Raw genomic sequence first — 15338 nt, 5'->3', positions numbered from 1 at the left:
GCATAGGCGTTCATATCCGGCCAATCTTTCGCTGCGAGCTTGCGCTTCGTCGCCTCGTACAACTGCCGATCTGTAGCGTTCGCCCGCAGCCAATCGCGAAAAGTCAGCAGGCCCGGAGGGCCGGCAGTCAATAGCCGCGATCGTCAGATCAAATCTCGCTTCTGCCGAATTGCACCCGATCTGCTATACTTAAAAAGGCCCTGCGGAGCCAAATCAACAATGGTTATCTTCGACCGAATTACTTCCGATCCGGCCATAATGAACGGCCAACCTTGCATTCGCGGCCTGCGGCTTACCGTGCGCCGTGTGTTGGAAGCGCTGGCCACGTACCCCGACCGCCAGCAACTGCGGGCCGAATATCCAGAGCTGGAAGATGAAGATATCCGGGAGGCCCTGGAATATGCCGCCGCCAATTTAGACGACAAGGTGGTCGAGCTGCGGCCGGTGGTATGAAGCTGCTCCTCGATCAAGGTCTGCCGCGCTCAACGGTCAAACATTTAGCTGTGGCAGGCATTACGGCAGAGCACGTTAGCCAAATCGGGATGGCCGCAGCCGCCGACTCGGCAATTCTCGATCATGCCAGCCAAGATAAAGCGATTGTGGTGACCTTGGATGCCGATTTTCACCATCTGTTGGCCGCATCACTCGCCAAATCACCGTCGGTCATCCGAATTCGAATCGAAGGATTGAAAGGGGAGCAACTGGCGACGATTCTCGCGCAAGTCATTTCATCCGCTGGCGCAGATCTTGACACTGGCGCCGTCGTTTCAGTCACCGCAAAGCGAATTCGAGTTCGTTCACTGCCGATTCGCGGCTGAATGTTCTCCTGTAAGACCGCCGTCTTTGCCACGGCGTAAGCCAAGTAGGTCACGCACTCCATGCGTGACACAGGCCCAACAGAACTTCTTCTCAATAAAACACCCCCAGCCACACGGTTGGCTGTGCGGGGTCGGTCCAATCGATGCGGTGGCGGCGGTGAGCGGGAATGTTGACGCAGGAGCCGGCGACCATTTCCAGCGGTTCAGCCTGATCTTCGAACATCAGCCGCGCGGCGCCGGAAATTAGCACGACGAACTCGTTCTCGTCCTGGTCGTACCAAAAGCCATCGGGTGAAGCGTGCCCCTGCGACACCACACGCACAATTTGAACTGCCGGCGCGCGCAGGAGCGTTTGCACCAATTCCTCCGGCAAGCTCGCCGGAATGTCGGCCAACAGGTTTGCAATATCGGGCATCGATCGGCCTACCCCTCACCCCAACCCTCTCCCACAAGGGGCGAGGGAGTTTAACTATGTCTCCCAAAAAGGGAGCGGAGTATTGATCTCGCCTTATCGGAAGAATCGGTCACGCCATGGCTGGCACGCGCTTTTTGCGGCGGGCAGATTTTTTCGCCGTGCTCTTGCCCGCGGTTGCTTTAGCAGTTTTCCCTTTGCCGTGCGCTTTGCCGTTCATTGCGGCTCGGCCATTCATTGCCGCTTTGCCAGCGCGCCCCTTCTTGGCGGCTTTGGAACTCTTCGCGCTCTTCGCGGTTTTCGCCGGCAGGCTCACGTACGGTCCCGGAAACGCCGCATACACGGCGGCGCAGCGCACCAAATGTTCAATTGGCACGCTGTCGTTCACGGTGTGGGCCACATCTTCCGCCGCGGGACCAAAGCCCACACAGGGAATACCGAACATGCCGGCGATGGAAACGCCGTTGGTGCTGAACGTCCAGCGATCCACCACCGGCGGCTTGCCGAACAAGCTTTTGTGCGCTTCCACGGCGGCCCGTACTTGCGGCGCATCTTCTTCCTCGCACCAACTGGGGAAGTATTTATCCGTGGGGTACGTCAGGCCGGTGTAGGCTTTTTCAGCATATTTGAGCAGTTCCACTTTGGCTTCCACGCCGGCGCGCTTGCAAGCGTCGCGCACTTCCTTCAAGGCCTGTTCTTTCGTTTCGCCCACGGTCAACCGGCGATCGAGCTGAATGAACGCCGCGCCCGGCACGGCACAGCGGCTGGGCGTTTGGCAATCGATGTAGGAAACCGTGACCGTGCCGTTGCCCAGGAATTTGTTTTTCTTCAGCCGCTTGTGCAATTTTTCGATTTCGCCGACGATTTTCGCCGCTTTGTACACGGCGTTATCGCCTTTTTCCGGCATCGACCCGTGGCAACTGCGCCCCAGCACGGTAATGCCAATTTCCATCCGTCCGCGCTGCCCGCGCAGCACTTTGCAATTGGTGCTGTCGGTGACGACCACGCACTCGGGCCGAATTTTTTCCTCTTGCACAATGTACTGCCAGCACAGCCCGTCGCAATCTTCTTCCATCACGGTGAACGTGAGCAGCAGCGACCACTCGTCGCTTTTCAAATTCAAGTCTTTAATGATTTTCGTGGCGTACACCATGGCCGGCACGGCCCCTTTTTGATCGCCCGCCCCGCGTCCCCAGACCAGGCCTTTTTCCACCTTGCCCGTGAACGGATCGTGCTTCCATTCGCCGCGGTTGCCCACGTCAACCGTGTCGATGTGCGCGTCAATGGCGATCAGCCGCGGCCCGCTGCCCACCTGCACCAACAGGCTGCCCAGGCCATCGGTCCAAACTTTATCGGCAGCGCCCAGCATTTCCACCTGCTGGCGAATGCGCTCGATGACGTTGTTTTCCTTGCCGCTGAGCGATTGAATGGCCACGATGTCGCGCAAAAAGTCGACCATCGGCTGCTCGTACTGCTTGGCCTGGGCCGCAATGGCTGGATAATCCACGGTGTTCTCTCCACAAAAGTTGTTGCCAATGAACTTATTTTAATTCCGCACAATTCGCGTGCCGATTTTGCCGGCCATGGCTTGCTTGATTTTCTCGCAGGAAGTAATTAGCACTTGCGAGGTGGCTTGCGGCGTGCGCTCCAAAAACTCCACACCGCCTTCCACCTTCGGCCCCATGGAGCCTTCTGGAAATTGCCCCTGTTGGAGCAGTGCCCTGGCTTCCGTTACGGTCATTTGCTTGATGGGTCGGGTGTTGGGGGTGCCGAAGTTCTGTTGAACATAGTCCACGCCCGTCAAATACGCCAGCATGTCGGCCTGCAAGCCGACGGCCAGCATGGCCGTGGTGCGATCTTTATCGATCACGGCTTCCACGCCGGCAAACTGGCCATCTTCGCCTTGCACGACGGGAATTCCGCCGCCGCCGCAGGCGACAATCGATTGCCCGGCCAACACCAGCGAGCGAATCACGTCCATTTCGACAATTTCGCGAGGCAAGGGGGAAGCCACCACCCGCCGCCAGCCGCGGCCGGAATCTTCAATCATCAGCCAGCCGTCATTTTTCATGTGCTTTTCCGCTTGATCGCGCGGCATGAACGGACCCACCGGCTTTGCTGGCTTGGAAAATGCGGCGTCATCGCGCGTAACGCGCACCGTGGTGATAATAGTGCTGCACAGCCGCGGGTGGCCGCGCGAGGTCAATTCGTTCATCAAGCATTGCGAGATCATGTAACCCATGCCCGCCTGCGTGTCGGCCACGACGGTATCTAGCGGCAGCGGATACACATGGTGCCGGGCGGCAATTTCCACTCGCCGCATCACGTTGCCTACTTGCGGGCCGTTGCCGTGCGTCATCACCAGTTGATGGCCGGCCAGCATTAAATCGGCCAGCGGACGAATGGCGGCCCGAGTGGTGGCATACTGCTGCGGTATGTTCCCTTCTTGTCCGGGCGGACTAACTGCGTTTCCCCCCAAGGCAACCACGATGAGCATGCCGCCATTTCCTTATGACTGGTCGTTCGTAAAAGTTACGACTTCTCGCGCACCGCCGGCTTGCGCGGGCCGGGCGTCAAAATGGCTTTGGCTGCCGGCGAATCTTTCATCGGCAGCACGGTGCGATTCACGCCGTCAAATGCCCGCAGCGCGCCCGCCACGGCCGGCGCGGTCGGAACCAGCCCCAATTCGCCCACGCCGCGCGCCCCGTAGGGGCATTCCGGATCGGGCGTTTCGACAAAAATGACTTCCATTTCCGGCATTTGATGGGCCCTAAGCACACGGATCGATTTAATGGTGTCGGTGACAATGTGCCCCCCTTCGCACGCAAAATCTTCCGTCAGGGCATAGCCCAAGCCCATGTGTAGCGAGCCTTCGATCTGCCCGGCGCACAAAATGGGGTTCATCACTTTGCCGACATCATGGGCGGCAATCACTTTTTGAATTTTGCCTTCGTCATCCAAAATGACAACCTGCGTCGCAAAGCCGTACGTGAGGTGGGTTCTGGGCTCGTCCACGTGCGCGCCCAGCTTATGGGTGTAATTGCAGATCCATTCGCCCCGGTACTCGCGGCCGATTAAATCGTGCAAAGTTTTGCCGCTTTCGAGATCAGCCTTGAGTTTTTTCGCGGCTTCGATCACCGCGTTGCAACTGAGCATGGTGCCGCGGCTGCCCGTGGTTTGACCGCAATCTAAATTCACAGCGGTATCCGTGAGCGCGGTGAATGTTTCCGGCGGCAGGCCTGTTTCTTCGACGGCGGTTTGAATGGTCACCGTAAACAACCCCTGGCCCATTTCGGTATAGCCGGTGCGAATGCTGACTTTGCCATCGGGTTCCACGCGCAGCATGGCTTTGCCCGGATCGGGCATGCCGTTGCCGATGCCGCAATTTTTAATGCCGCAGGCAATGCCGGCGTACTTGGCCCCGCGATAGGCATCTTTCACTGCCAGCAGCGTTTCTTTCAGGCCGAAAGGCTTGTCGAGCTTTTGGCCCGTGGCGAAGCGATCTCCCTGCTGCAAAATGTTTCGCCAACGAATTTCCCAGCCGTCAATGCCGACTTTTTTTGCCAGCCGATCGAGCAGTTGCTCCACAGCAAACGCCGATTGATTGGCCCCGAAGCCGCGCATCGCCCCGCAGGGCGGATTGTTCGTGTACACGGCCAGCGCTTCAATATCGATGGCCGGCACGCGGTACGGCCCACAAGCATGACCGGCCGCCCGTTCCAGCACTTTGGCGCCGACGCTGGCGTAAGCGCCTTTGTCGCCAATGGCCCGCACTCGAATCCCGGTGAGATGGCCCTGGGCATCACAGCCCATTTTCATGTGCGTGCGAATGGGATGTCGCTTCGGATGCAGGCGGAAGCTTTCGTCTCGGGTCAGCGTGCACTTCACTGGCTTGCGGCACAGAACGGCGGCCAGCGCCGTTTGCCCTTGAATGCTCATGTCTTCCTTGCCGCCGAACGCGCCGCCGTTTTGCACCAGCTCTACGTCAACCCGATCGCGCTCCCAGCCCAAAATGGAAGCAATTTGCCGCTGGTCGTCAAAAATCCCTTGTCCTTGCGACAGCACTTTCACCTTAGCCACCGGATGACCATTGCCATCGCCTCCCTGAGGCATGGCGATGCACGATTCCGGCTCCAAAAACATGTGCTCGATGCGCTGCGTTTGGAATGTATCTTCCACGACGTGCGCCGAGCCGGCGAATGCTTCCTCCAAATTGCCGCGCACAATGGCCGATTTCGACAGCAAATTTCCCTTGGGATGAATTTGCGGGGCGTCGGGCTTTAAGGCATCGTCCGGCGACGTGATCGGCTCCCGCACTTCGTAATCGACCACAATTTGCTCTGCCGCTTTGCGGGCCGTGTATTGATTATCGGCCACCACCATGGCGATGATGTCGCCCATGCAGCGAGTTTCCTCGCCCAGGGCCACGAGAATAGGCCAATCGTTGATGATCAGGCCTACATGGCGGTTGCCCGGCACGTCGGCCGCCGTGATCACGCGCTCCACCCCTTGCATGGCCAGCGCGGCCGAGGCATCAATGCCTTTGACCAGCGCCCGCGGATGTTCGCTGAACTTCATGGCCGCGTACCGTTGGCCGGGCACGATAATATCGTCGATGTAGCGGAAATCGCCCAGCACCAAATCGTGCGATTTGTATTTTTTTAGCGGCGTGCCCACTCGGCCGCTGGTGTCGGGCACGCGCGCCGGTTCGCCGCGGGTGACGCGGGCCAACTCTTCCACGGCGTCGACAATTTTCACGTAGCCCGTGCAACGGCACAGGTGGGCCCGCAAGTCGTGGGCAATTTCTTCCCGCGTCGGATTCTGATTTTGTTCCGTCAGCGCGTGGGCCCGCATGGCCATGCCGGGAATACAAAAGCCGCACTGCACTCCGCCGCTGCAAGCAAACGATTCGGCAATTTGCTGCCGCCGCTCCTCGGGCAACCCTTCCAGCGTAACCAGCGTTTTGCCGGCCACCTGTGCGGCCTTCATGGTGCAACACAATCGCGGCTTGCCGTCGATCAGCAGCGTGCAACATCCGCAGGAAGCTTGCGGCTCGCAACCGTTCTTCAGCGAGATGAAGCCGAAATCTTCGCGCAGCACCGCCAGTAAGGAGCGATCGTCGACTACCGCTTGAACCGGCTGGCCGTTCAGAGTGAACTGGACCGTTTCGCTAGCGCTTGGCAATGGTTCCGACGTGACAACGCTAGCGCACATGCATCACCTGTGTTAACCCTCCGCTTCCCACTCCAATTTTAGCACTCTGGCGCAGACCGAACAACCCAAAGGGCGTCGGCGATTGGCAGGCAGCATGATCGAGGAGCGATGTATTCGTCGTGTATGCCCGGCTACAATTACACTGCCGAGATGACCTGTCAGCAGTATACCTACCAAAGGGGGTAGCCTCATCTTCCTGCTTCTCCTCTTGAGAGGGGGTTCTGGGTATGGTCCTTCAATACTTCACCAAACGCGCGCTGTTTTCCGGACTAATTTGCATGGTCATTTTCGGTTGGACTGCTGACCATAAGGTTTTGCAGGTTCGGGTCAGTGCGAATGAAAAATCGATTAGTGAATTTCAAAAGCAAATTGACGACCTAAACTCTAAATTCAAGCGGCGTGATCACTCCCACGGCTATGCCCCCGGGCCGGAAAGTACTTGAATGAGCAGGCTTCGCAGGCTGAAATTTTCGATTGAAGATTTAATGCTCGTGACGCTTTTGGCGGCGCTATGCACGGGGTGGTGGTTAGACCATCGCCGCATGGTTGCCCGCGTCGAAGAATATCCAACACAAGTAGCAGAGAAGAAAGTAGAGTTGATTAGGGTCAAAGCAGAGCTACTAAGGCAGGGCGCCCCGCCGTTTAAACTCCTCTAGTCGTTCCCGTCTCGAGGGCATGCCGCTTATAATCGGTAGCCGGCAATCTGCTGCCAGCACTCTATTTTCTTTCTGCTGCCGCCTACCGTCTACCGCATACTTCCGTCCTCATGGCTGAACTCATCCCAGCACCGTTTGCTGATCTTGTGCATCGGCTGTATTTGGAGCCGCCAGCGCAAGACACGCTGTTCACATTGCCGCGCCGGCGGTGGTACATTCCACAGCCTGACAGCAAATGCGATTTCACCGTGCGGTTCCACGGCCGCTCCGCGGGGAACCCGGCCGGGCCTGCCGCTGGGCCGCACACGCAGATGGCCCAAAACATTTTGCTCAGCTATGTGGCCGGAGCCCGCATTCTAGAGTTGAAAACGGTGCAGGTGAACGACCGGCTGACCATTGGCCGGCCGTGCATCGATGTGACCAACATCGGCTACAACATCGAATGGTCGCAGGAATTGCTGGTGGAAAACTCACTGCGCGAATATGTGGCCGGGGCCATGCTCATCGAAATGTTCCGCCGCGATCCGCTCTTCGCCGGCGACGCTTTGCACGGCCCGGCGGGCGAAGCGATTTTAGACCTCAGCGTCGGTTACGACCTGGCCGGCATTCAAAGCGAAAAGGTGCAGGATTTTCTGGATGGCATGCGCGACGCCAGCCGGGTCATCGAGCAACTTCGCTCCCAAATTCCTGCCGAGTACACGTTGGCCCGCGATCTGCATTACCCGGCGCAGCTATCTGGCACGCTGACGCTTTCCACATTTCACGGCTGCCCGGCGGACGAAATCGAGCGCATTTGCGAATTTTTGATCCGAGAGCGCGATCTGGATGTAATCGTCAAAATGAATCCGCCCATGCTCGGCAAAGCGCGATTGGAACACCTCTTGCACGATGAACTCGGTTACACCGAACTGACGGTCAATCCCAACGCCTACACTTCCGGGCTGCAATTCGACGAGGCAGTGCAGTTGGTCGACCGCCTCACGCGCCTGGCCCACAGCCGCGGCAGGCAATTCGGTTGCAAATTTAGCAACACGCTGGAAGTGCTCAACCACCGCACGTTTTTCACGCCGGACAATAAAATTCAGTATCTTTCCGGCCAGCCGCTCTACGTGATCACGCTGACATTGACCGACGTGTTCCGCCAGGCCGTGGGCCCGCACGTGCCAATCAGTTTTAGCGCCGGCATCGATCAGCACAATTTCTCCCACGCCGTGGCCTGCGGCTTTGTGCCGGTTACCGTCAGCACCGATTTACTGCGCACCGGCGGTTACGGCCGCATTTCCACGTATTTACAGTCGCTGGAAAAAGCGATGCAAGCCGTCGGCGCGACGAATATCGACGATTACATTCTGAACGCTTTCGGTCAGAAGGCCGCCGCTGAAGAACAAGTCGCTGCCCGCCAGCTAACTTCATCACCTCTCCACCCCATCACCGGATCACCTGCTCACCCGCTCACCCCATCACCTGCTGAGCCGCTCACCTCTTCTCTAGTGTCCTGGGCTTCCTTGCTCAACACCACCATTGCCGCCGCCAAAGCCCGGGCCGACGTGCGCTACCGGGCCGAAAAAAATCGCAAAGTGCCCACGCGCATCGATTCACAATTGGAAACGTTCGATTGCATCACCTGCGATAAGTGCCTGCCGGTCTGTCCCAACGCCGCCAACTTCACTTACCCTACGCCGGTGGTGGCGTTCGACTATCACGATTTATTAATCGAGCCGACGGGCGCGGTGGCCATCGATTCGACAAAAAATTTCGAGATCACCGAGGCCATGCAAATCGCCTGCTACTCCGATTTCTGCAACGAGTGCGGCAACTGCGATACCTTTTGTCCCGAGTATGGCGGACCGTACATTAAAAAGCCCACCTTTTACGGCAGCGAGCTATCCTGGAGGCAGGCGGCCCCGCGCGATGGTTTTTTTGTGCAGCAAGATCGTGTCGCCGCCCGCATTCGTGGCCGAATGAAAGGGGCCGAGTACGAATTACTCTGGCGGCGCCAGCCCGATAAATACGAATACTGCGACGGCCAGGTGCGGGCCACCTTCAACGCCGCCGATCACACGCTGATCAAAGCCGAAGCGCTAACGCCCTTAACCGCCCAGCACCGGCTCGACCTGGGCGTATATCACACGCTGCGGCATTTGCTGCGCGGTGTGCTAGACCGGCGATACATCAACCAAGTGAACGTGGCTGCCGATTGCGAAATTGGTTGACGACGAGTCCGACATTCTTCTCCCTCTCCCCTTGTGGGAGAGGGCTGGAGTGAGGGGTGAACTGAATTACTGCCCGGCTTTTTCTTTTAGCGCCGCCAATTCCGTGTGCGCCAGTAGTGAATCGGGCATGGCCTGCAGCGCTTTTTCAAAATCCGCCTGGGCCAAATCTTTTTCGCCCAAGCCCAAATGGCCCAAACCCGCGATCGTATGTGCCAAAGCTGCCCGAGCTTGCGGCGACAGGCGTGGGCCGAATGTTTCCGCTGTGGCAGGTTGCTCGTCGCCGTGATCCAGCGCCGTTTGCGCGGTTTCGATTAGGTTGTGAAGCATTTTGTCCGCGTCGGCCGCCTGCTCAAGTTTTCGTTTGGCCAAGGCTTGATAATAAATTTGCACTTGCCGATCGGAAATTCGTCCTTCGCCGCGGCGGCGAAAATCGGCCGGCGCTGCCGTAGCATTCGTCGCTGCTTGCCACGCTTGCGTAGCGGCATCGGCATTTCCCAGACCATCGTAAGCCACGCCGGTCCAGTAGGCAATTTCGGCCTGACGATTGCCGCCGGCGCCGCGGTCGTTGGGCAAATTGCTAGGAATGTTCTTCGCCGCTTGAAAATCGTCCACGGCCGCTTGCCAATGTTGTGCCTCCAGTTCGCGCCGGCCACGCAGCAAATGGGCGTTCACCCAGTGCTCGGCCACGTCCAGCGTGCCTCCTTCCCACACGGAGAACACGCGGCCGGTCATCAACTGAATCGCCTCATCATACTTGCCGGCAAACACGAGCAAGCCAATTTCGCGCGACAACGCATCATCGCGCTGGGCGACAACCTCGTGATTTTGCACAAGCAGCGCCAGCCGCTTTTCCGGCGGTGTGCCCTTGGCCGCGTACAACTCGTCCAATTCCGTGAAGTGCAACGCATATTTTTTCTGGCAGGCCACGGCCTGTTCCAATTCCGCAATCGCTTTTTCCATGTCCGGCTTGGACTTTTGATGGGTATACGCCGCCGCCAAGTTCCGATGCACGATGGCGAATGACGGATCCAATTTTTCCGATTGCTGCCACAACTTCACCGCTTCGTCCGGCTGCCAGTCGAACAGCAAATTGCCCAAATAATACTGCGCCCGGGCGTCGTTGGGATTGGCTTTGATCGCGCTGCGCAAGGCCGCAATCGCTTCCCATTGAAACGGAAAAGCGTACTCCGGCGACAGCTTCGCAGCTTGCTTCCAACTGTCTTCAGCTAGATCGGTTTTGCCAGCAGCCTGGCAAAATTGCGCAGCATAGTAATAGGTTAGCGGCGGAATACGGTGCTTATCGTCCGCCGTGGCGATAAGCAGGCCCAGTGCAATACCGCCGTCTTCCCACAAGCCTGCATCACCATACGCCACAGCGGCCTCCAGCGCTGCCGCTGGATGTTCGAGGAAAGCGGCTTTTAAATCGTTGAACACTACAGCCGTGGGTGCAAGTTGATCGTGCATTGCCGGCCCGTGAAGATTTTTGATTGCTTGCGTGGCCGCTAGCCAATGTTCCGTCATCAAGCGTTCATCGAGCGGGTCGATTTTGTGCAGGCCATCTTCGACAACCGCCAGCGCTTCTTCCGGCCGGCCCAAATGCCGCAGCACGGCGGATTTCAGCGCCAGTGCCGGGACGTTCAAATCGTTGGCATCCAGCGAACGATTGACGTCGTCCATGGCCTTAGCAAAATCTCCACGCCGGCAATCGATTTGCGCGGCCCCAAAATATGCCGGCCCGCGCCACGCCTGGCTCCAGGTGGCCTTCGAAAACGCATCGTAGGCTTCGTCGTACTTTTCTTGTCCCACCAGCGCCACGCCCAGGTAATAAAAGGGCTCGCCATTCTTGGGCGAGGTGTAATTTTTCGTCAACCGCGCCAGTGCCGTGCGAAAATGCTGCTCCGCCTCCGGAAATTTCGCCTGCTTCAATTGCCGGATGCCCAGCGCGATGTTCGTTTGCGAATCGCCCGGATCGCGCGCCAGCGCCTCCTCCCAGTACGGCTCCGGCTCCTGCCCCGGCGCATTGAACTGCTCGATCCGCTGCCCGGCCAAATATAACTCCTCCACCGTTTTGATACTCTTGGACGGTCCCGGCGGCGTCACCGGCTCCGGCATGACCGTTGGCAGCAAGCGCACCGGCGAGTATGCGATCAGCTCTCGATTGTCGGCCGACAGCGAGGCTCGCAGATCGTGCTCATCCATATCGGCCGGGATCGCAATTTCTTTAACGAACGGTTTCGTCGGATCGATCGAAATCTTTTCCTCCAGCAGCGTTTTATCGCCGGCGGTTAATAAAACCTTTGCGTCTGGATGCGCCGCGGTGGTGCAGAAGCCGAGTTTTAGCGTCTTCTGACGCGCGCCATTCTGCGCTCCAGCCGTTTGCTGACGCGCGCGGCTCTGATCATCGGTTGATATTGTGTCGGTTGGCGGTTCGGCGCGACCAACGGTCGCGGCTTTATAAGGAGAAACGGCCGCGGCTTTATAAGCGGAGGCGGCCACGGCGGTTGTCGCGTCATGGCCGGTAACTTCCAAATTCACGGCCGCGTCTAAATTCGCCTTTTTTACTCCGCCAATGTCGCGCAGCGGGTACCAGTTCATCTGGAACATTTTGGTTTCGTACGGCGCGAGCCAACTGTAGTCGGGCTGGTTGTCCGAATACGCCCCGGCCATCAGTTCGATGTACGGTCCATCATCATCGGTCAAAATTTTGTCCCACATTTTTCCGCGAGGTCCGTTCCCCCAGGTCCAGAATTTTTTGCCGGGGACAACTTCATGGTCTGCGACGCTGACAATGCCAGCCTGCTTGCCATGATCGTAGCCGGCGAAAAAATCGTCGGTGTAATTCCAGGCGAACATGGAATTCGCGCTCTGGTGGTTTTTATACCAACTGACATTCACGCCCCGGGTAAAATCGACTCCGTTAAACCGCGTGGTGGCGATGGGCCAGGTGGTAAAATCGCGCTTGCCGTGAAAAGTAACATACTGCGTCGACGGCGGAAAAATCACCTGGTAATCATCATCCACGTGCACGGCCACGTTCGCAAAGCACAGCATGCTGTTGGCTACGGGCGTGCCGTTGATAATGCGCACCTGGCATTCCAAGTAGCTTTTGCCAGGGTGCAGCGTGTAACCCACGGCCCAGTTCATTCGCTGCCGAATTTCCAGCTCGCCCACCCAAATGGTTTTGCTGCCGTCAGCGTTGTCGACCATTTTCGACTGCACGGGCAAAAACGTGGTGGCCCGATGATGGTGCGGAATGTTCCACTCGATGCCGCCGGAAATCCAGGCGCCGATTAGCCCGATGAGTGCCGGCTTGATCACGTGCTGATGATAAATGAAATCGTAGTGGTTGCTTTTATCGACCGCTTCAAACAGCCGCCCGCCAATTTCCGGCAAAATGCCGATCCGCACGTACTGGTTTTCCAAAAACACTTCGTGATAGGTTTTGTCGGCCTTCACGTTGGTGAGCGAATCGTACAGCGGATACGGATACACCCGGCCTTGCGCGCCCTGCGAATTGCGGCCGAAGTAAAACATCGGGTTCGGCTCCGGCTCGCCCGCGGCATAAGTGGGAATGACCACATCTTCCGCCCACGCCCGCACGGAATCGGCCTGCGGCTGTGCCGGTGCAGAATCAGCATGAACCGCGGAGTTGAATGCCAAGCAGGCAGTGAAAACTGCCAGCGTCAGCCCCCAACGACAATGGATACAGGTCATGAACGGCTCCCTAAATTGGTTCGCACCAATCACTCCTCACCACTCACCCCTAACCACGTCACTGCGCTAGCGCTTTGCGGTCGACCGGCTTTTCTTTTCCCGAGTGCACATCCAGCAATCGGGCGTGAGTGGCTTGCATGGCGGAAATCAATTCCGCGTATGGCTGGTCGGTCACGTCGATCAGGCCGATGTTGTAATTCTCGCCGTCGAAGCGGCCGGTGTTGGGCTCGTCGGTCCACTGGAACCAATGCGTGCCGATAATCGCCGGCTGGGCGGCCGCATTTTCCACGTAATAGCGGTACGCCACGCCACGCTCCTCCTGATTTTTGCACTGCACCAGGCCCGCCGCCATGCCTCGCCCCGGCGTGCCGAAATGAAATTCGCCAATCAGCACCGGCTTGCCTGTAATTTTGTAGGCGGCATCGACCCGCGCGCGGCTCACCTGCGTGCCGTAACTGTTCATGCTGAAGACGTCAAAATCGCGCGAGGCGCGCAACATGGCTTCCGACGGCGTCGAGCCGAATCGCAAGCCAAGATTCAAATGGTTCGAGTCGGCCTGCTTGAGTGCGGCATTGGCCGTTTGGATGAACACGTCGATCGCCTGATTCACAAATTCTTTCCGCCGCTGCGCGGTGTCGCCGTCGGCCAAAAATTCTTTGGCCTTTTTCTGGATGGGGGCCTCAGGGCCGCTCAAAATGGCGATGACAATTTCCGCTTCCCGCCCAGGCCACGGCGGCTCGTTGGCAATGAAATAGCCCAGCAGCCAGGCATCTTCTTTGTGCGGCACGCACTGCTCGGCCACGGTGGAATTCATTTTCGCAGCAAACCCATCGGCATAAACGTCGGGCAAGCCGAGATAACCGCCTTGAATGCCTAAGTTGCGAAGCATGACGATATACGGCTTCCGCTGCGCCTGGCCTAACTCGGGAGCCGACCAATTGGCCACCGTGTTCAGTCCCCAATGATCCATGCGGTCCAGCGTGAAATCGGCCCATTTCCTTTGCCAGTTATCGCCGAATCGCCGCTGCAAATTCCAGGTGTAAAACGAAACCGTGCCGCCTTGATTGCCCCGATATGAGGGGGGCTTTAACTCAGCCGGCGGCAGTGCGGCGAACACGCCATCACGATCGGTGGTGCGCGTGCCCGACCAGGGAACCATGACATCGCAACCGGTGGAAAAGAACAAATGTCCTTCGGGATCGACAAACCACCAGCGGTCGTCAATTTGTTCTACGTGAAAAAAGCCGGTGGCTTTGGCGTTCGTGCTGGCGTATCCGCCGTAGCGAGAATATCCAAAAGCCGCATGCTCTCCTTGAGTGTCCGCCTCTTTTGCCCACGCGGCTTTCAGTTCCTCCAGCGAATGCGCTTTGCCCGGCCAATCGTCCAAAATCCATTGTCCGAATTCGTCGACCAGCGGCTTGGGCTCCAGCACGGCGTCGCCGGGCGATTCCTTATCTAACTTCACGGAGCGAATTTCGATGGTCGGCGAGCCGATCGGATTTTCCATCGCCAGTCCAATGGCTTGCACTTCGGTCAGCGGACCCAGTTGGCCGGTCAGATTGATCCAATACGCGGAGCGGGCTTTGTTTCCCAGCGAGGCCAAATCGGAGCCGTGCGTGTCGCGCGCTTCAAAATAGGTGAGCGGCAGTGCAGCCCTAATCCACGCGCCTTGAAACGGTTGAATGCGCACCTTGCGTGTTCCGTGGGCCGTAACAAGGTTCACCTCGAAGCGCTGGGCCGTCGACGATTTGAATTCCAAGGTTAAAAACTTGTAGTCGCTCCAGTCGGCGGGCAATTCAGAATTCAAATCGGCCAGCGGCCAGTGCGTTTCCGCCGACTTGCCTTCGAATTTGGCCGTGTGCGAATCGGCCAACGCAGCGGCAGAAAAACAGGCGCTGAACACCAAGCCAGCTACGGCACAACGGGAAAGCAAGACAGACCACTTCATGGACCCTCCCCGCGGAAAGATAAAGAAATCGATCGATTTAGCAGCACATCGATGCCCGATCGGCCTTGGCCCGAGCGCCGGTCAGGCGAATTTCAGTCGTTCGTCATTGCGCTGCCGCCCGATACTGGATGACCTGCACGCGTTCCAGCGTGACCAGGCCTTCCTGCACCATTTCGTCGACAAACGGCATGAACTCGTCGATCTTATCTTTGCCATCGACCATCTCAATTACCAGTGGCAAGTCTTCCGAAAGCCGCAAAATTTTGGCGGTGTGCAGATGGCTTTTCGCTCCAAAGCCCATCGGACCCCGCAGCACAGTGGCCCCGGCCATGTGAATTTCGCGGGCTTTCATGACAATGGCCT

11 protein-coding genes are annotated in these 15338 nt (G+C 58.1%); 4 read left to right on the top strand and 7 right to left on the bottom strand.

Features of this window, described 5'->3' with window-relative positions:
- Nucleotides 1-219 precede the first annotated feature (219 nt).
- Both VFE46_02945 and VFE46_02940 read left to right on the top strand, forming a co-directional pair.
- Nucleotides 220-453, top strand: a complete 234-nt coding sequence (locus VFE46_02945; protein HZZ26941.1) for a DUF433 domain-containing protein — start codon at nucleotides 220-222, stop codon at nucleotides 451-453.
- Nucleotides 450-818 carry a DUF5615 family PIN-like protein gene (locus VFE46_02940; GenBank protein HZZ26940.1) on the top strand — a complete coding sequence of 123 codons (369 nt, stop codon included), beginning with the start codon at nucleotides 450-452 and terminating at the stop codon, nucleotides 816-818. Before VFE46_02945 ends, VFE46_02940 begins: the two co-directional genes overlap by 4 nt.
- A 91-nt stretch (nucleotides 819-909) precedes the next feature.
- Here the strand turns inward: VFE46_02940 and VFE46_02935 are convergent, their stop codons facing one another.
- From VFE46_02935 to xdh, 4 genes are all read right to left on the bottom strand, one after another.
- Complete coding sequence (locus tag VFE46_02935) at nucleotides 910-1233, bottom strand: phosphoribosylaminoimidazole carboxylase (GenBank protein HZZ26939.1); 324 nt, start codon at nucleotides 1231-1233, stop codon at nucleotides 910-912.
- A gap of 109 nt (nucleotides 1234-1342) precedes the next feature.
- Nucleotides 1343-2737, bottom strand: coding sequence for a YgeY family selenium metabolism-linked hydrolase (locus tag VFE46_02930; protein HZZ26938.1), 1395 nt, complete (start codon nucleotides 2735-2737; stop codon nucleotides 1343-1345).
- Nucleotides 2738-2776: 39 nt separating this feature from the next.
- A complete protein-coding gene (arcC, locus tag VFE46_02925; GenBank protein HZZ26937.1) occupies nucleotides 2777-3727 on the bottom strand; it encodes a carbamate kinase in 951 nt (316 codons plus the stop codon).
- A gap of 35 nt (nucleotides 3728-3762) precedes the next feature.
- Complete coding sequence (xdh, locus tag VFE46_02920) at nucleotides 3763-6444, bottom strand: selenium-dependent xanthine dehydrogenase (GenBank protein ID HZZ26936.1); 2682 nt, start codon at nucleotides 6442-6444, stop codon at nucleotides 3763-3765.
- A 443-nt stretch (nucleotides 6445-6887) separates the two neighbouring features.
- Here xdh and VFE46_02915 point away from each other — a divergent pair, with 443 nt between their 5' ends.
- Nucleotides 6888-7100 carry a hypothetical protein gene (locus VFE46_02915; GenBank protein ID HZZ26935.1) on the top strand — a complete coding sequence of 71 codons (213 nt, stop codon included), beginning with the start codon at nucleotides 6888-6890 and terminating at the stop codon, nucleotides 7098-7100.
- A 110-nt stretch (nucleotides 7101-7210) separates the two neighbouring features.
- On the top strand, nucleotides 7211-9313 hold the full coding sequence (locus VFE46_02910; protein HZZ26934.1) for a hypothetical protein: 2103 nt from the start codon (nucleotides 7211-7213) through the stop codon (nucleotides 9311-9313).
- Nucleotides 9314-9379: 66 nt separating this feature from the next.
- Here VFE46_02910 and VFE46_02905 read toward each other — a convergent pair whose 3' ends face one another.
- The 3 genes from VFE46_02905 to VFE46_02895 form a co-directional block, all read right to left on the bottom strand.
- On the bottom strand, nucleotides 9380-13027 hold the full coding sequence (locus VFE46_02905) for a DUF5107 domain-containing protein (GenBank protein HZZ26933.1): 3648 nt from the start codon (nucleotides 13025-13027) through the stop codon (nucleotides 9380-9382).
- Nucleotides 13028-13085: 58 nt separating this feature from the next.
- On the bottom strand, nucleotides 13086-14975 hold the full coding sequence (locus VFE46_02900; GenBank protein HZZ26932.1) for a hypothetical protein: 1890 nt from the start codon (nucleotides 14973-14975) through the stop codon (nucleotides 13086-13088).
- 103 nt (nucleotides 14976-15078) lie between these two features.
- Nucleotides 15079-15338, bottom strand: a 260-nt coding sequence (locus VFE46_02895) for a DUF190 domain-containing protein (protein HZZ26931.1), incomplete at its 5' end; no start/stop codon positions are given.

The organism is Pirellulales bacterium (genome assembly GCA_035656635.1).
In the GTDB taxonomy this organism is placed as follows: domain Bacteria; phylum Planctomycetota; class Planctomycetia; order Pirellulales; family JADZDJ01; genus DATJYL01.
The sequence above is the reverse complement of the archived record's forward strand: the minus strand, read 5'-3'. Positions and strand labels throughout refer to the sequence as shown.

Coding starts and splice junctions, on each gene's coding strand:
- VFE46_02910 (HZZ26934.1), top strand. CDS start 7,211: ATGGCTGAACTCATCCCAGCACCGTTTGCTGATCTTGTGCATCGGCTG.
- VFE46_02905 (HZZ26933.1), bottom strand. CDS start 13,027: ATGACCTGTATCCATTGTCGTTGGGGGCTGACGCTGGCAGTTTTCACT.
- VFE46_02935 (HZZ26939.1), bottom strand. CDS start 1,233: ATGCCCGATATTGCAAACCTGTTGGCCGACATTCCGGCGAGCTTGCCG.
- VFE46_02945 (HZZ26941.1), top strand. CDS start 220: ATGGTTATCTTCGACCGAATTACTTCCGATCCGGCCATAATGAACGGC.
- arcC (HZZ26937.1), bottom strand. CDS start 3,727: ATGCTCATCGTGGTTGCCTTGGGGGGAAACGCAGTTAGTCCGCCCGGA.
- VFE46_02940 (HZZ26940.1), top strand. CDS start 450: ATGAAGCTGCTCCTCGATCAAGGTCTGCCGCGCTCAACGGTCAAACAT.
- VFE46_02900 (HZZ26932.1), bottom strand. CDS start 14,975: ATGAAGTGGTCTGTCTTGCTTTCCCGTTGTGCCGTAGCTGGCTTGGTG.
- xdh (HZZ26936.1), bottom strand. CDS start 6,444: ATGTGCGCTAGCGTTGTCACGTCGGAACCATTGCCAAGCGCTAGCGAA.
- VFE46_02915 (HZZ26935.1), top strand. CDS start 6,888: ATGAGCAGGCTTCGCAGGCTGAAATTTTCGATTGAAGATTTAATGCTC.